Below are 16,585 nucleotides of genomic sequence, written 5' to 3' on the forward strand. Positions count from 1 at the left end.
CCACATGACCGTAACCAGCCTTACCGGCCTGTTCTTCTGGGGCTTTCTGATCGCCTACGGCGGTTTGATGTACTGGCTCTCGCCGCGCACTGTAACCGTTGGCGGCTTCTTCAACGGCGAAGACAGCCAGGGCCGCCAGGCCTCGCCGCTGCTGCTGACCACCAGCATCTTTATCAGCTGGATCTTTGCCAAGTCGGTCACCAACGCCGCCAACCTCGGTGCCGAGTTCGGCCTGGTCGGCGGCCTGGCTTACGCCACCTACTGGCTATCCATCCCGCTCTGCGGATTGGTGATTTACCGCCTGCGCCGACGCTTCCAGGCAACCAGTCTGGTCAGCTTTCTGACCAGCAATTACGGACGCGGGGCCGCGCTGGCGTTCTCTGCGGCGATTCTGATTCGTCTGTTCAACGAGGTCTGGAGCAACACCGCCGTCGTGGGCGGCTACTACGGCGACAGCGGCAGCCCGGCGTTTATCGGCGCGGCGCTTCTATTTACCGCTGTGACGCTGGCCTACAGCCTGCGAGGCGGGCTGCGCAGTTCGATCCTGACCGATGCAGCGCAGGCGGCGATCTTCGTCATCGCACTGGTGTGGGTACTGGGATTGGTCTTGCCGAATCACAGCACCGCCGAGCTGACCAGCACCAGCCACTGGGCGCTTAACGCCGGTGTGGATCTGTTTCTGGTGGCCTGCCTGCAACTGCTGAGTTACCCCTTCCACGATCCGGTGCTGACCGACCGCGGCTTCATCAGCGAGGAGAAATCCATGCTGCGCGCCTTTACGCTGGCTGGCGTGCTGGGCTTTGTTGCGATTCTCGCCTTCAGCCTGATCGGCGTACACGCCACCCTTGGCGGCATCGAGGCCGGTGGCAACGTGCCCGCCGCGCTGGCAAAAAGTCTGGGCGTTGGCGCGCTGATCGTGATGACGCTGGTAATGATTTCCGCCGCTGGCTCCACCCTCGACTCGACCTTTTCCAGTCTCGCCCGTCTCAGCGGCCGCGAGCTGCCAGCCCTGCTGCAGCGCGATCTGGGCCAGAAGGCCATTGGCGTCGGCATGGCGACGATGCTGGTATTCGCCCTGCTCGGCAACCTGCCGATGCTCGCCGGCACCGACATTCTCAAAGCCACGACCATCAGCGGCACCATGGTCATCGGCCTGGCACCGGTGTTTCTGCTGCACGGCTTCGTGCGGCCCACCCGCCTCGGTTTTCATCTGAGCTTCTGGACCGGCATCGGACTGGGCATTGCCCTCACCCTCGGTTGGATCCCGCAGAGTTGGGCTATTGGTGACGGTCGCTACGCACTGCTGCTCGGCACCAACCTGTATGGTTTGATCCTCTGTACCGCTGGCTACCTGCTGCCAAGCCTGCTGAACCGGAGAGTGGCATGAGCAAGGGCCGCAGCTGCCCGGCAGATTACCGCCTGCCCGTCGAGACCTTCAATGCACCCGCCAGCCTCGAGTGCAATGTGCTGTACGTGATCGGCGGGCTCTATGGTAACCGGCAGGCACTGGATGCCATCGAGCGCAGGCTGGCCGCCGAGCCCGGCGCGGTCGCGGTGTTCAATGGCGACGCCCACTGGTTCGACCGCGACCCGGCGGTGTTCAGCGCTATTGAGCAACACCTGCAAGCGCACTACCCCCTGCGCGGCAACGTGGAAACCGAACTGGCCCGTGCAGGCGACGACTTCGGCTGCGGCTGCGCCTATCCGGAGCAGACCGACACAGCAACAGTCGAGCGCTCCAACCGCATTCATCAGTTGCTGCAGCAGACGGTCAACAGCCTGCCCGGCATGGCGGAACAACTGGGCGCTCGACCGGCATGGCTGGTCGCCGAGGTCGCGGGTGAGCGCGTCGCCATCAGCCACGGTGACGAGCAATCGCTGGCCGGCTGGCAGTGCGATCATGCCCAACTGCAAAGCCCCGAACGCCAGCAGCAGCTGGACCACTGGTTCACGAAACACCACATCCGCGCCCTCGCCTGCAGCCACACCTGCAGCCCGGCCGCGCTGAGCAACGGCGAGTGGGCGGTGATCAACAACGGTGCCGCCGGTATGCCCAACTTCAACAACGGCCGCTACGGCCTGATCACCCGCATCGCGCGCAGCGCGTCGGCTACCGCGATCTACCGCGCACAGGTCGGCCCACTGGTCGTCGAAGCGCTACCCATCCCCTATGACCAGCGCGCCTTTGCCGACGAGTTCAAACGCCAGTGGTCTGACGACTCACCCGCTGCGCTGTCTTACTGGCAGCGCATCAACCAAGGAACCAACATGACGCCCGAACAGGCCTGCATCAAAGGCTTCACCCTCGCGAGCACACTCTGTGCGCTGGAGATGCTGTCATGAATCTGCGCCGCCTCCTGCTACTGGCCGTTGTCGCCGCACTGGTCGTCGGCTTCTTCGCCTCCGGCCTGCAGCAGCATTTGAGCCTGGATGCGCTGAAAGCCCAACAGCAGGTGCTTAACCAGCACGTAATCGACCAGCCGATACTCGCCAGCGCGTTGTATGTCGGGCTCTATGTGCTGGTGACCGCGCTGTCGTTGCCGGGCGCGGCGCTGCTGACCCTGATCGGCGGCGCCCTGTTTGGCCTTGGCTGGGGCCTGCTGCTGGTGTCCTTTGCCTCCACCGCCGGGGCGACCCTGGCGATGCTGATCAGCCGCTTCCTGCTGCAGGACTGGGTGCAAAAGCGCTTTGACACGCGCCTGGAACGCATCAATCAGGGTATCGACCGCGAAGGCGCGTTCTACCTGTTTGCCCTGCGGCTGGTGCCGGCGTTTCCGTTCTTTCTGATCAATCTGGCGATGGGGCTCACCCGCCTACCCGCTCGCACCTTCTGGTGGGTCAGCCAACTCGGCATGCTGCCCGGCACGCTGGTGTACGTGAACGCCGGACGTGAACTCGGCCAACTGGACTCGCTGGCGGGCATTCTCTCGCCGGGGCTACTCGGCGCCTTCGTGCTGCTGGGCCTTTTCCCGCTGATCGCCCGGCGCCTGCTGGACGTGATCAAGGCGCGCCGGGTCTATCAGGGCTGGCAAAAGCCCAGGCAGTTCGACCGCAATCTGGTGGTGATTGGTGCCGGCAGTGGCGGCCTCGTTAGTGCCTACATTGCCGCCGCCGTGAAGGCCGACGTCAGCCTGATCGAGAAGCACGCCATGGGCGGCGACTGTCTGAACACCGGCTGCGTGCCCTCCAAAGCGCTGATCCGTTCAGCCAAGCTCGCCGCCGAGATCCGCAAGGCGCCAGCGCTGGGCTACAGCCACGCCGAGGCAACCGTCGACTTTGCCGCGGTGATGGAGCGCGTCCAGCGGGTGATCAAGCAGATCGAGCCGCATGATTCGGTCGAGCGCTACACCGACCTCGGTGTCGACGTCATCACCGGCGAGGCGCGTATCACCTCGCCCTGGCACGTCGAGGTGAACGGGCGCAGCATCAGTACGCGCAATATCATCATCGCCGCCGGTGCCCGCCCCTTAGTGCCGGATCTGCCGGGGCTGGACAGCGTACCGATGGTCACCTCAGACACCGTCTGGAACCTGCGCGAGCAACCACGCCGGTTGCTGGTCATCGGCGGCGGCCCGATCGGCTGCGAGCTGGCGCTGGCCTTCCAGCAGCTCGGCTCACAAGTCATCCAGATTGAGCGCGGCGCGCGCCTGCTGCCCCGCGAAGATGCAGACGCCAGCGAGCTGGTGATGGTCAGCATGGGTAGCGCAGGCGTCGATCTGCGCCTGAGCCATCAGGCCGAACGGTTCGAGCTGCGCGATGGTACGCCGACCGTCATCTGCCGCTCACTGGATAATGACAGCCCGGTCGAGATCGAATTCGACTGCGTGCTGGTCGCCCTTGGCCGGGTAGCCAACACCCAAGGCTACGGCCTTGATACGCTGGATCTGACGGTGCGCGACAACGGCACGCTGGAGACCAACGAGTATCTCGCCACCCGCTTCCCCAACATCTTCGCCGTCGGCGACGTGACCGGCCCCTACCAGTTCACCCACGCAGCATCGCATCAGGCCTGGTATGCCGCCGTGAATGCGCTGTTCGGCAGCTTCCGTCGTTTCAAAGTGGACTACCGAGTGCTGCCGCACTGCACCTTTACCGACCCGGAAGTCGCTCGCGTCGGCCTGTCGGAAAGCGAAGCGCAGGCGCAAGGTGTGGAATATGAGGTGACCCGCTACGGCATTGATGACCTTGACCGCGCCATCGCCGACGAAGCCGCCGAAGGCTTCGTCAAGGTGCTGACCGAGCCCGGCCGCGACCGCATTCTCGGTGTCACCATTGTCGGCGCGCACGCCGGTGAGCTGATCGCCGAATACGTGCTGGCGATGAAGCACAACCTCGGCCTGAACAAGATTCTCGGCACCGTGCACAGCTACCCGACCTTGAGCGAAGCCAACAAATACGCCGCCGGCCAGTGGAAACGCGCGCATCAGCCCGAACGCTTGCTGCAATGGGTCGCTCGCTTTCACGCCTGGAGGCGCGGTTGAGGCTGTCAATCATCGTGCCGGTGCGCAACGAAGCCACCGGCATCGTCGCCGCCCTTACACCACTGCAGCCGCTGCGCGGCGAGCTGGAAATCATCCTGGTCGATGGCGGCAGCACCGACGAGACCGTCGCCCTCGCTACACCGCTGGTGGATCAGCTGATTCAGTCTGCGTCGGGCCGAGCCACCCAAATGAACGCCGGAGCGGCAGTGGCTAGCGGCGAGTGGTTGCTGTTTCTTCACGCCGATACCCGGCTGCCCGACGGTTTCATCTCCCTGCTGCCTGCGCCGGGCAGTCCGCATCGATGGGGTCGCTTCGATGTCGCGCTAAGCCCCTCCTCACCGCTGCTGGCGGTAATCGCATGGATGATGAACTGGCGCTCGCGGCTAACCGCCGTGTGCACTGGGGACCAGGCCATCTTTGTCGAGCGCAGCCTGTTCGAGCAGCTCGGTGGCTACGCGCCGATCGCGCTGATGGAGGACATCGAGCTGAGCAAACGGCTGCGGCACCACGACAAACCGCTGTGCCTGTCCGAGCGCCTCACGACCTCCAGTCGACGCTGGCAGCAATATGGCACCCTGCGCACCATCGCGCTGATGTGGCAACTGCGGCTGCGCTACTGGCTGGGTGCAGACCCGGGTGACCTGGCCCGGCGCTACAGCGGTCGGCGTGAACAGGCATGACCAGCGGTCGGCAGACAACGCAGCCGCCCCGCGCAAAATCTATGCTGAAAAGAGAACAACGACCTGCATCACAAAAATGCGCCTGTGCCGCCGCCGTGCGGCCAGGCTGGCGAACATTTTGCAGGGCTCTAGGTCATAGCCTCTGAGTGCCCTGCGAGCGAGAAACAGCCATGCAATTCGAATCTGCCTTCCTGCCTTTGTTGATCTTCGCTAAAGCACCCGAGCCGGGCCAGGTGAAAACCCGTCTGATACCGGCACTCGGCGCTTCCGGCGCCTGCGACCTCTACGTCCGCCTGCTCAAGCGCACCCTGACTCAAACCTTCGACTGGCCGGGCCCCCGCTTCCTTTATGCCAGCGACCCAACGCATCCTTTATTGCGTGCACTCGCCACCGAGCATGGCCTGAAGTTACGCCAGCAATTTGGTGAAGACCTCGGCGAACGCATGGCCAATGCCATCGCCGAGCATCCGGACGGAGCCCTGTTGATCGGCAGCGACTGCCCCGACATGGACAGCGCACACGTCCTAGCTGCCTGCCGTGCACTAAATCGGCACGATACCGCCATCATTCCCAGCGAAGACGGCGGCTATGTCTTGATCGGCCAGCGTGAAGCCAACCCGGCGCCCTTTGAGAGCATGGACTGGAGCCATGAACAGGTACTCGAAGACACTCGCCAACGCCTGCAAGCAGCTGGCCTGACCCTGTGGGAAGGCCCCGCACTATGGGATTTAGACACCCCGGGCGATCTCGCCCGACTGCCCAGCGAGCTGCGAGACATAACCCTGCAAAACGCGGTGTGACAACTTTGTCTCGCATGCACTAATAATGCGCGCCCAGAGTTATTAGCCTGGCTTATACATACGTATTGCCGGCACCCGCACATCGTTCTCCTTTGGCCCCAGTGACTATATGGTCAGCGGCATCACACCGCATTCAGATGAACCACTGCCAAAGGATTCCCCATGTTTGACCTCAGCCCCCGCGTCCAGGACCTCAAAGCCAAGCTTCAGGGTTTTATGGATGAGTACATCTATCCGAACGAAGCCGTCTTCTACGAGCAGGTAAAACAGAACAAGTGGGGCCACCCGGCAATCCTTGAAGAGCTCAAGGAAAAGGCCCGCGCACAGGGTCTGTGGAATCTGTTCCTGCCTGAATCCGAGCGCGGTGCTGGTCTGACCAACGAAGAGTACGCTCACCTGTGCGAAATCATGGGCCGCGTGTCCTTCGCCGGTGAAGTTTTCAATTGCAACGCGCCGGACACCGGCAACATGGAAACCATCGAGCGCTACGGCAACGAAGAGCAGAAAGAGCGCTGGCTCAAACCGTTGCTGGCGGGTGAAATCCGCTCCTGCTTCTCCATGACCGAGCCAGACGTCGCCTCCTCGGACGCCACCAACATCGAGTGCGAAATCCGCCGTGAAGGTGACGAGTACGTCATCAACGGCACCAAGTGGTGGTCCTCCGGAGCCATGAACGAGCATTGCAAGATCGCCATCGTCATGGGCAAGACCGACGTCAACGCACCGAAGCACCTGCAACAGAGCATGATTCTGGTACCGCTGGACACCCCCGGCGTGAAGATCGTGCGCGACCTGCACGTGTTCGGTTACGACCACGCCCCGCACGGCCACGCCGAGATCGAATACAACAACGTCCGCGTCCCGGCTTCCAACATCCTGCTGGGTGAAGGTCGTGGCTTCGAGATCGCTCAGGGTCGCCTTGGCCCGGGCCGTATCCACCACTGCATGCGCAGCATCGGTATCGCCGAGCGCGCACTGGAAGCCATGTGCCGCCGTGCCAGCGAGCGCGTTGCCTTCGGCAAGCCAATGTACAAGCTGGGCAGCGTGCCGGAAATGATCGCCCGCTCCCGTTGCGAGATCGACCAGGCTCGCCTGCTGACCCTGCACGCCGCGCGCAGCATGGACCAGTTCGGCAACAAGGTTGCCCGTCAGCAGATTGCCATGATCAAGGCCGTTGCGCCGACCATGGCCTGCAACGTGATCGACCGTGCGATCCAGATCTTCGGCGCCAAGGGCGTGTGCCAAGACACCTTCCTCGCCTCCGCCTACGCCAAAGCCCGTACCCTGCGCCTGGCCGACGGCCCGGACGAGGTGCACCTGAACGCCATCGCCAAAATGGAAATGAGCCAGTACCTCTGATCCATTCGCAATACAACAGGCCGAGCTCATGCTCGGCCTTTTTGTGGAGAACACCATGAGCAAGCTGTTTGATCTGACCGGCAAGGTCGCCATCATCACCGGCTCGACCAAGGGCATCGGTAAGTCGATTGCCGAGGAATACGCCAAGGCTGGCGCCAAGGTCGTGATTTCCAGCCGCAAGGCTGACGCCTGCCAACAGGTTGCCGACGAACTGCGTGCGCAAGGCTTCGACGCCCTGCCGGTTGCCTGCCACGTGGGTGACAAGGCCCAGCTGCAGAATCTGGTTGATCGCACCCTGGAAGCCTTTGGCCGTATCGACGTACTGGTCTGCAACGCCGCCACCAACCCGGTCTACGGCCCGACGCACAACGTCAGCGACGAGGCCTTCGACAAGATCATGGGCACCAACGTCAAAGGCACCTTCTGGCTCTGCAACATGGTCATCCCGCACATGGTCGAGCAAGGCGGCGGCTCCATCGTGCTGCTGTCGAGCATTGCGGGTCTGCGCGCCAGCGCCAACATCGGCGTCTACGGCATGTCCAAGGCCGCCGAAGCCGGCCTGGCCCGCAACCTGTCGCTGGAGTGGGGCCCGCAGGGCATCCGCGTCAACAGCATCGCCCCGGGCCTGATCCGCACCGATTTTGCCCAGGCCCTGCTGGAAGATCCGGACCGCCTGCGCAAGGTCGAAGAGAAGCTGCCGCTGCGCCGCGTCGGCGAGCCGGTAGACATCGCCGGGGTCGCGCTGTTCCTGGCCTCCAGCGCCTCGGCCTACGTTACCGGGCAGACCATCGTCGCCGATGGCGGCGATACCATTGCCTGATAACGCCTGATTCACCTCGCTGTTCAACGCGCCAGGGCTCGCTCTGGCGTGTTATTTTCCCGTACTTGACCCATCAGACCCATCAACAACAGGATCTTCAAAGATGAGCGGAGCGACCCTGATTGACGTATTGCCTGCCCACAAGTTCGACGAGGCAAAACTCGCCAACTACCTGCAGGACTACCTTCCGGGAGCCAACCAGGGCATCAAGGTTCAGCAGTTTCAGGGTGGCCAGTCCAACCCGACATTCCTGCTGGAAATCGCCGGCAAGCGCTACGTACTGCGCAAGAAGCCGCCGGGAAAGCTGCTGCCCTCAGCCCACATGGTCGAGCGCGAGTTCCAGGTCATCAACGCCCTGGGCAAGACCGACGTACCGGTACCGACCGCACGCCTGCTGTGTGAAGACCCCGAGATCATCGGTACCGCGTTCTACGTCATGGATTACGTCGAAGGCCGCGTCTACTCCCAGCCGCTGCTGAGCGAAGTTGCTCAGGAAGAGCGCATGCCGATCTATCAGTCGATGATCGAAACCATGGCCAAGATGCACAACGCCGACTGGAAGGCCATCGGTCTGGAAGGCTACGGCAAGCCCGACAACTACATCGCCCGTCAGGTCAAACGCTGGGGCGGTCAGTTCGAAGCCAGCCGCACCCACGACATGCCGGAGATGGACGCCCTGATGAAGTGGCTGCCGGAAAACATCCCGGCCGACGAGAGCACCACCATCGCGCACGGCGACTTCCGCATCGGCAACCTGATGCTGCACCCGACCGAGTCCAAGGTGGTTTCCATCCTCGACTGGGAGCTGGCCACCCTCGGCCACCCGCTGTCGGATCTGGCCTACTGCTGCCTGCCCTACCACATGCCGGTCAACGTCGACGGCGCCAAGGGCATGGTCGGCGCAGACCTGAAATCACTGGGTCTGCCGGAAGAGCAGCAGCTGCTGGACTGGTACTGCCAGTACACCGGCCGCACCGGTGTGCCGAACTGGAACTACTACATCGCCTTCTCGCTGTTCCGTCTGGCGGCCATTGTTCAGGGCGTGTACCACCGCGCACTGCAAGGCAACGCCAGCAACGCCGACGCCCTCGAAGTCGGCAAGCGCGCCAGCCTGCTGGCCGAGCGTGGCTGGGAAATCGCCCAGCGGTAAGACCAAACGGGGCAGCTCAAGCTGCCCCGTTGCACATCCAAGCCCCCCGTTTCCAACAATAAGGATTGCCCATGAGCAAACCCGTCAAACGCGTGCTGCTGACGAACGACGACGGCTGGCGCGGCCCGGGCCTGCAAGTGCTCGAAGAAATTGCCCACGAGATCGCCGAGGAAGTGTGGATCGTCTCCCCCGATCTGGACCAAAGCGGCGTATCCATGTCCATTTCCGTCCACCACCCGCTGCGCGTTCATCAGTTTGAAGAACGCCGCTTCAGCGTCAGCGGCACCCCGAGCGACTGCGTCCTGCTGGGCGTTGCCGAGCTGCTGCCGGTCAAGCCCGATCTGGTGCTGTCCGGCGTCAACAACGGCGCCAATATCAGCGACTCAGTCGCCTACTCCGGCACCATCGGCGGTGCCCTGACCGGCACTCTGCTGGGCATTCCATCCATCGCCCTCAGCCAGGCCTACCACCCCGGCAACGAGGTGCACTGGGAAACCTCGCGCCACTACGGCGCCAAACTGGTTCGCCAACTGCTGGACGCCGGCTGGCCGGAAGACTGCGCGATGAACATCAACTTCCCAGCCCGGCCACCAGAACAAGTGCGCGGCGTCGCCATCTGCCGCCCGCAACGCGGCAGCATCGGCGGCGTCAACATCGAGCGTCGGGAAGACACCCGCGGTGTGCCCTACTACTGGCTCGGCTTCCAGCGCCAGACCGACCGCATCACCGGCCGCCAGACCGACGTCGGCGCCCTGCGCGACGGCCTGATCGCCCTGTCTCCGGTGCGCTTTGAGCGCGACATTGCCAGCAGCTGGCAGGTCGACACCGGCAACATGGCCGACCAACTCGGCATTGATCAGAACGGCGTCGACGATCCTGTCGCCGACGATCCCAGCATCAGTCACTGAACACCCGCTGAAGGCTTTCAGCCCATTGCCTGCCAAGGAGTTTGAAATGCAACGCTTCGAGAATCGAATTGCCCTGATCACCGGCGCCGGCAGCGGCATCGGCCGTGCCACCGCCAAACGCCTGGCTAGCGAAGGCGCCCGCCTGATGCTGGTCGACCGCAACGCTGAAGGTCTAGAGCAGACCATCAGCGAACTCCCGGCAGGCACCGAGGTGCTGCACCGCGCGCTGGACGTCAGTGACGAAGCCGCCGTTGAGCAATGTGTCGCCGACACCATCGCCCATTTCGGCCGCCTGGATGTGCTCTGCAACAACGCCGGTATCGCTGGTGGTGACTACAGCATCGCCACCGATCAGAGCCTGGAAACCTGGCAAAAGATCATCAACGTCAACCTGTTCGGCGTCATGCTTTTCACCAAGTACGCCTCGCGTCAGATGCGCGAACAGAACACCGGCGCGATCGTTAACACCGCCTCGGTGGCAGGCATTCGCTCCGGTGCCGGCGGCAACGCCTACAGCGCCTCCAAGGCTGGCGTGATCAACTTCACCATGACGGCTGCCTGCGACCTCGGCCAGTTCAATATTCGCGTCAACGCCGTGTGCCCCGGCCTGATCGAAACCGGCATGACCGCACCGGTATTCAAGTACGCCCGCGAAAACAACAAGGAAGACAAACTCGGCACCCGCTGCGAGCTGCGCCGCTATGGCCGCCCGGAAGAAATCGCCGGCGCCATTGCCTTCCTCGCCAGCGACGATGCCAGCTTTGTTACCGGCCAGGCACTGGCCGTCGACGGCGGCAACACCGCCTCGCTCAACCTGCCGGGCATGAAATTCTGATGTCCCATCGCCCCCGCCATCCGGCGGGGGCGTCTTGAGCCAACCGTCACGTTACGCCATCATGGCCCGACGCTTTCAACCACCGGCTCGCCCATGTTGTACCTCCCCTCCAACCCTGTGAATCCGGACTGCAGCCATGCAAGGTCTGCTTGATCTCGGCGCACCCGAGTCAGCAGCAAGACAGCCGATCGGCCCCGATGCCTGGCTGCTGAAAGGCTTCGCGCTGAACGATGCCGACGCTCTGCTAGCCGCCATTGAGCGGGTCGCAGCGCAGGCGCCCTTTCGCCATCAAGTCACCCCCGGCGGCTATGAGATGTCCGCGGCCATGAGCAGCTGCGGCGCCTACGGCTGGGTCACCGATCGCCACGGATATCGCTACAGCGCCCTCGACCCGCAAGGCAACCAGCCCTGGCCCGCGATGCCTAGGTTGTTCAGCGAGCTGGCAGAGCGCGCCGCCGAAAGAGCAGGCTTCGCTCACTTCGCCCCTGAAGCCTGCCTGATCAACCGCTACACCACCGGCGCGCGCATGGGCCTGCATCAGGACAAGGACGAACAGGACTTCAACGCCCCCATCGTCTCCATCTCACTCGGCGCCCCCATCACCTTCCTGTTCGGCGGCCCCAACCGCAGCGACCCGACCAGCCGCTGGTTACTGGAACATGGAGACATAGTCGTCTGGGGTGGCGAGAGCCGGCTGCACTTCCACGGCGTCGCGCCGCTGGGCAAGAAGGCCAGTCACCCGCAGACAGGTGCGCTCAGGTACAACCTGACGTTCAGGAAGGTGCGCTGACAGTCGGACTGGTTGCTTCGTATGGCAGGACTCTTACGCCGGCTTTTGACACATGCAGGACTGTGGCCACTCAAGCGGTACCCAGGCGCACGGCAGCTACGTCATTGAGCGACCGTTCAAGCTCGCCCATGCCTATCGGCAACGTACCGCCAACAGCAGCGGATTGACGCCAACCTAGGCCGCGTCTAAAGGGCCTCGGCAATAACGCTGGGTCTCTCGCCATCGCGCTCGTGCAGGCCACCGCCAAGGGACTTGTAAAGCGCTACCCGGTTGGCAATGTCTGCACCACGCAGCTCCAGTAAGGCTTGCCGCGCTGCCTGCAACTGGCGCTGTGCGTCGAGCAGCTCCAGCCGGCCATCCAGACCTGCCCGGTAGCGCAGGTCAGACAAATGCAGACGGCGCTCCGCAGCCTTAACCGCGCGCAATTGCGCGTCGATCTGACGGTCGAAGCTTGCCGTTCCTGCCAGAGCATCAGCCACCTCGCGGAAGGCGACCTGAACCGCGCGCTCGTAGAATGCGACGGCCTCGGACTTGCGGATCTCCGCCAGACGCAGCTCAGCGCGCAGGCGCCCGCCCTGAAACAGCGGCTGCGAGATCTGCGGAGCAAAGCGCCAGACCTGAATTGCTGGATCAAACAGATCCTTGAGCGACGTGCTGGCATAGCCCAACGATGCAGTCAGCGAAATCTGCGGGAAGAACGCAGCCCGCGCCGCGCCGATATCCGCATTGGCGGCTACCAACACCTGCTCGGCCTGCCGCAGGTCCGGCCGGTTCAGCAAAAGGTCTGCTGGCAGCCCGGCCGGTAGACGGGCAATCACCGGTTGGCGCTCCAACGGCTGTGCCGGCGGCAGATCGGCAGGTAGCGAGCCGCCCAGTACAAGTTGCAGTGCGTTGTTGGCCAGAAGCAACCTGCGGCGCCCCGCTTCAAGCCCAGCGTCGGCCAGCGCCACCTGGCTCTCGGCCTGGGCCACATCCAGGCTGCTGCTCTGATCGGACTGTTTGAGCAGGCGTGCCAGATCCAATGACTGCTGCCAGTCCGCCAGAGTCTGTTCGGCCAGTTGTACCTGCTCGTCAGCCAAACGCTGGGCAAAGTACGCCTCGGCTACTGCGCCAACCAGCGTGATCTGTGCCGCGTCGCGCCCATGCTGGCTGGCAAGATAGCGTGCGAAGGCGGCATCGGAGAGCGAACGCACGCGACCGAACAGGTCCAGTTCAAAGGCGCTGAGGGCAACGTTCAAGCCGGTTTGCTGACTCACTGCGCCAGCACCGGAGCGACTGCCACCGCTATCGAGCGCGCGTTCTCGCGTGTGCGTGCCTTCCAGCCCAACCGCAGGCAGACGCGCGGCACCCGCTACAACCGTTTGGGCCTGTGCCGCCTGGACGTTAAGCGCGGCCAGGCGCAGGTCACGATTGTTCTCCAGCGCCAGTTCTATCAGGCGTTGCAGCCGCGGATCGCCGAACATCGCGCGCCAGCCAAGCGCGCTGGCCGGCGGCACTGAGGCAGCGGCCTGGTACTGCACCGGAAAATGCTCTGGCACCGGTGCAGGCGGCATCTGCAGATCAGGCTTTAGTGAACACGCCGAGAGACTCACAATCAGCGGCAAGATGAATAACAAACGCATCACGGATTCTCCCCGGTCGGTACCGCCGACCGCTGCGTACGCCAGGCGCTGAAGCGCTCCTGCGCACCGATGACGAAAACGAAAAAGACTGGAACAAAGAACACCGCCAACACCGTGCCGCTGAGCATGCCGCCAAACACACCGGTGCCGATAGCATGCTGGGTTTCTGCGCTCGCGCCACTGGCCAACATCAGTGGCACCACGCCCAATGTGAAGGCCAGCGAGGTCATCAGGATCGGGCGCAGGCGCAGGCGTGCCGCGGTTACGGCCGAATCGATCAGCGTATGCCCCTGACTACGCAACTGACGGGCAAATTCGACAATCAGGATGGCGTTTTTGGCCGACAACCCAATGATGGTGATCATCCCGACCTTGAAGAACACATCGTTCGGCATGCCACGCAGCATCACCGCGGCCACGGCGCCGAGTAGGCCAAGCGGCACGACCAGCATCACCGACAGCGGAATACTCCAGCTCTCGTAGAGTGCCGCCAGCACCAGGAAGACCACGAGTGTAGACAGCAGCATCAGCAGTGGAGCCTGCGCTGCGGACTGGCGCTCCTGCAAAGACTGCCCCGTCCAGGCCACCGCAAACCCATGCGGAAGCTGCGCTACCAGGCGTTCCATCTCAGCCATGGCCACCCCACTGGAGACTCCGGGAGCCGCCCCGCCGGAAATACGCACCGCGGAAAAGCCCTGAAAGCGCATCATCTGCTGCGGTGATTCACTCCACACTGGCGTCACCACTTCGCGTAGCGGCACCATGCCGCCGGTGGCATTGCGCACCCGCAGGCCGAGCACATCATCCAGCTGCATGCGCGCGGCAGCGTCTGCCTGGAGGATGACTTGCTGCATACGTCCGGCATTGGGGAAGTCGTTAACATACAGCGAGCCCATGGCCGCCGAGAGCGTACTGCTCACTGCGCTGAAAGACAGTCCCATCGCCTCCGCCTTCTGCCGATCAATCTCCAGTCGAATACTCTCGCCAGGCGGCAAACCATCGGGATACACATCGCTGACCAGGCTGCTCTGCGCGGCCAGTTCCAGCAGTTGCGCCTGAGCCTCCAGCAGCGCGGCCTCGCCACGATTGGCGCGATCCTGCAAGAACAAGGTGAAACCAGAAGACGTCCCCAACTCGTCAATGGCCGGCGGCATCAGGCTCATCACCGTCCCTTCAACGCTATCGGCCATGGCCTGTTGGGCGAGTTCTGCCTCTTCGGCAGCCGTTGCACCGTCACGCTGGTCCCAGTCCTTGAGCATGGTAAACGCCATCGCGGCGTTAGGGCCGGACCCTGCAAAACTAAAGCCCAGTACCACCATATTGGCATCCAGCGCCGGTCGCGAGGCGACGTGGGCTTCAAATGTCTTGACCACTTCCAGCGTACGTTCGCTGGTGGCACCGGTGGGCAGCTGGATGGACGTCATGAAATAGCCCTGATCCTCCTCGGGCAGAAAGGACGACGGCAACTGTTGCGCGGCGATAACCAGGACCGCGCAGAGCACCGCGAACGCCACCATCATCCGCCCGCTACGCCCGACCAACCGTGCTACTCGCGTGCCGTAACGTTCCGTGAGGCGCTCGAAGCCCCGGTTGAATGCACCGAAAAAGCCGCGTTTGTGGTGATGGTCGGCACTAATCGGACGCAACAGCGTGGCGCATAGCGCCGGCGTCAGAGTCAGGGCAAGGAAGGCGGAGAACAGGATCGATACCGCCATCGACAGGGTGAACTGTTGATAAATCACCCCGACCGAGCCGCTGCCAAAGGCCATGGGGATAAACACAGCGGTCAACACCAGAGTAATACCGATGATCGCGCCGGTGATTTCCTGCATCGCCCGGCGGGTTGCTTCCTTCGGCGACAAGCCGTGCTTGGCCATCAGCCGCTCGACGTTCTCGACCACCACGATAGCGTCATCAACAATGATGCCGATCGCCAGCACCATGCCGAACATGGTCAGCGAATTGATCGAGAACCCGGCCAGCAACATCACTGCAAAGGTACCCAGCAGCGCGATGGGCGCGACGATGGCCGGGATCAAGGTGTAGCGTATGTTCTGCAGGAACAGAAACATCACCAGAAACACCAGCGCCATGGCCTCGAACAAGGTGTAGATCACCTTTTCGATCGACACTTTGACGAAGGGCGCCGTATCGAACGGCACCGAATAGGTCATACCCGCGGGGATGCTGGGCGCCAGCTCAGCCAAGCGCTCGCGCACCTTTGCCGCGGTGCGTACCGCATTGGCTCCAGGCGAGAGCTGAATCGCAGCACTGGTAGCCGCCACGCCGTTCTCGCGGTTGGAAAAGCCATAGGACTGAGCGCCTAGTTCGACTCGGGCAACATCACCGAGAGTAACCCTTGCACCGTCGGCACTGGCGCGTAGGACGATGGCAGCGAACTCCTCGGGCGTGGTCAATTGGCCCTGCACCGTCAACGGCACGGTCAGACGCTGGCCCGGCAGCGCGGGTTCGTCGCCAATCCGGCCCGGGGCAATCTGCGCATTCTGCTGCTCGATGGCCTGAGCCAGCTCGTTCATGGTCAGCCCGAACGCAGTGAGCTTGTTGGGATCGACCCACACGCGCATGGCCTGCTCAGCACCGAACATTTGCACCCGCCCTACCCCGTCAATACGGCGCAGCTCCTCAACAAGGTTGCGTGCGAAGTAGTCATTCAGCGCAACTTCATTGAACTGGCCATTGGGCGACGTCATGCCGACAATCATCAGGAAGCTCGAGGAAGCCGACTCCACCTGCAGGCCATTTTGCCGCACCGCCTGCGGCAGCCGCGGCTCAACCGCCTTGATGCGGTTCTGCACATCCACCTGGGCCAGCTCGGGATCAGTCCCTGGCTTGAAGGTGGCTGTAATCTGCGCGCTACCCGAGGTGTCTGCCGAGGATTCGAAATAGAGCAGGTTCTTCACCCCGGACAGCTCACGCTCGACCAGGCTAATTACCGAGTCGTTAAGCGTCTGCGGCGTCGCACCAGGGTAGGAGGCATAGAGGCTTACCGAAGGTGGCGCAACCGACGGATAGCGGGCAATTGGCAACTGCGGGATGGCAATAACGCCGATCAGCACGATAAACAGCGCGATAACCCAGGCGAATACCGGGCGGTTGATAAAAAACTGGGGCATTTGGAA

The 16,585-nt window shown here is 63.1% G+C and carries 13 protein-coding genes; 11 read left to right on the forward strand and 2 right to left on the reverse strand.

All coding sequences use genetic code 11. From position 1 onward, the window contains the following. The first annotated feature begins 4 nt into the window (after window positions 1–4). From AAFM31_RS01180 to alkB, 11 genes are all read left to right on the forward strand, one after another. Entirely contained in the window at window positions 5–1,387 is a 1,383-nt protein-coding gene (locus tag AAFM31_RS01180; RefSeq protein ID WP_341706061.1) for a sodium:solute symporter, read from the forward strand. Next, window positions 1,384–2,343 (forward strand): hypothetical protein, encoded by a 960-nt coding sequence (locus AAFM31_RS01185; protein ID WP_341706062.1) that lies wholly within the window; start codon window positions 1,384–1,386, stop codon window positions 2,341–2,343. Before AAFM31_RS01180 ends, AAFM31_RS01185 begins: the two co-directional genes overlap by 4 nt. Next, on the forward strand, window positions 2,340–4,481 hold the full coding sequence (locus AAFM31_RS01190; protein ID WP_341706063.1) for an FAD-dependent oxidoreductase: 2,142 nt from the start codon (window positions 2,340–2,342) through the stop codon (window positions 4,479–4,481). Before AAFM31_RS01185 ends, AAFM31_RS01190 begins: the two co-directional genes overlap by 4 nt. Then, window positions 4,478–5,161, forward strand: coding sequence for a TIGR04283 family arsenosugar biosynthesis glycosyltransferase (locus AAFM31_RS01195; protein WP_341706064.1), 684 nt, complete (start codon window positions 4,478–4,480; stop codon window positions 5,159–5,161). The genes AAFM31_RS01190 and AAFM31_RS01195 overlap by 4 nt, the downstream gene beginning before the upstream one ends. A 170-nt stretch (window positions 5,162–5,331) precedes the next feature. Continuing rightward, window positions 5,332–5,961, forward strand: coding sequence for a TIGR04282 family arsenosugar biosynthesis glycosyltransferase (locus tag AAFM31_RS01200; protein WP_341706065.1), 630 nt, complete (start codon window positions 5,332–5,334; stop codon window positions 5,959–5,961). Between the two features lie 162 nt (window positions 5,962–6,123). Continuing rightward, a complete protein-coding gene (locus AAFM31_RS01205; protein ID WP_341706066.1) occupies window positions 6,124–7,320 on the forward strand; it encodes an acyl-CoA dehydrogenase family protein in 1,197 nt (398 codons plus the stop codon). 55 nt (window positions 7,321–7,375) lie between these two features. Then, window positions 7,376–8,140 carry an SDR family oxidoreductase gene (locus tag AAFM31_RS01210; protein ID WP_341706067.1) on the forward strand — a complete coding sequence of 255 codons (765 nt, stop codon included), beginning with the start codon at window positions 7,376–7,378 and terminating at the stop codon, window positions 8,138–8,140. A gap of 103 nt (window positions 8,141–8,243) precedes the next feature. Next, entirely contained in the window at window positions 8,244–9,290 is a 1,047-nt protein-coding gene (locus tag AAFM31_RS01215; protein WP_341706068.1) for a phosphotransferase, read from the forward strand. A gap of 71 nt (window positions 9,291–9,361) precedes the next feature. Beyond that, the gene (gene surE / locus AAFM31_RS01220; protein ID WP_341706069.1) at window positions 9,362–10,198 is read left to right on the forward strand and encodes a 5'/3'-nucleotidase SurE; all 837 of its coding nucleotides are present in this window, start codon (window positions 9,362–9,364) and stop codon (window positions 10,196–10,198) included. 46 nt (window positions 10,199–10,244) lie between these two features. Beyond that, complete coding sequence (locus tag AAFM31_RS01225; RefSeq protein ID WP_341706070.1) at window positions 10,245–11,033, forward strand: SDR family NAD(P)-dependent oxidoreductase; 789 nt, start codon at window positions 10,245–10,247, stop codon at window positions 11,031–11,033. Window positions 11,034–11,169: 136 nt separating this feature from the next. Next, window positions 11,170–11,823: a DNA oxidative demethylase AlkB gene (gene alkB, locus AAFM31_RS01230; protein ID WP_341706071.1), complete on the forward strand. Its 654-nt coding sequence runs from the start codon at window positions 11,170–11,172 to the stop codon at window positions 11,821–11,823. 185 nt (window positions 11,824–12,008) lie between these two features. Here alkB and AAFM31_RS01235 read toward each other — a convergent pair whose 3' ends face one another. Together AAFM31_RS01235 and AAFM31_RS01240 are read right to left on the reverse strand one after the other, a co-directional pair. Then, a complete protein-coding gene (locus tag AAFM31_RS01235; RefSeq protein WP_341706072.1) occupies window positions 12,009–13,445 on the reverse strand; it encodes an efflux transporter outer membrane subunit in 1,437 nt (478 codons plus the stop codon). Further along, window positions 13,445–16,579: an efflux RND transporter permease subunit gene (locus AAFM31_RS01240; RefSeq protein WP_341706073.1), complete on the reverse strand. Its 3,135-nt coding sequence runs from the start codon at window positions 16,577–16,579 to the stop codon at window positions 13,445–13,447. Before AAFM31_RS01240 ends, AAFM31_RS01235 begins: the two co-directional genes overlap by 1 nt. Window positions 16,580–16,585 lie beyond the last annotated feature (6 nt).

It is taken from the genome of Halopseudomonas sp., from assembly GCF_038130085.1.
In the GTDB taxonomy this organism is placed as follows: domain Bacteria; phylum Pseudomonadota; class Gammaproteobacteria; order Pseudomonadales; family Pseudomonadaceae; genus Halopseudomonas.

Coding starts and splice junctions, on each gene's coding strand:
- AAFM31_RS01180 (WP_341706061.1), top strand. CDS start 5: ATGACCGTAACCAGCCTTACCGGCCTGTTCTTCTGGGGCTTTCTGATC.
- AAFM31_RS01185 (WP_341706062.1), top strand. CDS start 1,384: ATGAGCAAGGGCCGCAGCTGCCCGGCAGATTACCGCCTGCCCGTCGAG.
- AAFM31_RS01190 (WP_341706063.1), top strand. CDS start 2,340: ATGAATCTGCGCCGCCTCCTGCTACTGGCCGTTGTCGCCGCACTGGTC.
- AAFM31_RS01200 (WP_341706065.1), top strand. CDS start 5,332: ATGCAATTCGAATCTGCCTTCCTGCCTTTGTTGATCTTCGCTAAAGCA.
- AAFM31_RS01205 (WP_341706066.1), top strand. CDS start 6,124: ATGTTTGACCTCAGCCCCCGCGTCCAGGACCTCAAAGCCAAGCTTCAG.
- AAFM31_RS01210 (WP_341706067.1), top strand. CDS start 7,376: ATGAGCAAGCTGTTTGATCTGACCGGCAAGGTCGCCATCATCACCGGC.
- AAFM31_RS01215 (WP_341706068.1), top strand. CDS start 8,244: ATGAGCGGAGCGACCCTGATTGACGTATTGCCTGCCCACAAGTTCGAC.
- surE (WP_341706069.1), top strand. CDS start 9,362: ATGAGCAAACCCGTCAAACGCGTGCTGCTGACGAACGACGACGGCTGG.
- AAFM31_RS01225 (WP_341706070.1), top strand. CDS start 10,245: ATGCAACGCTTCGAGAATCGAATTGCCCTGATCACCGGCGCCGGCAGC.
- alkB (WP_341706071.1), top strand. CDS start 11,170: ATGCAAGGTCTGCTTGATCTCGGCGCACCCGAGTCAGCAGCAAGACAG.
- AAFM31_RS01235 (WP_341706072.1), bottom strand. CDS start 13,445: ATGCGTTTGTTATTCATCTTGCCGCTGATTGTGAGTCTCTCGGCGTGT.
- AAFM31_RS01240 (WP_341706073.1), bottom strand. CDS start 16,579: ATGCCCCAGTTTTTTATCAACCGCCCGGTATTCGCCTGGGTTATCGCG.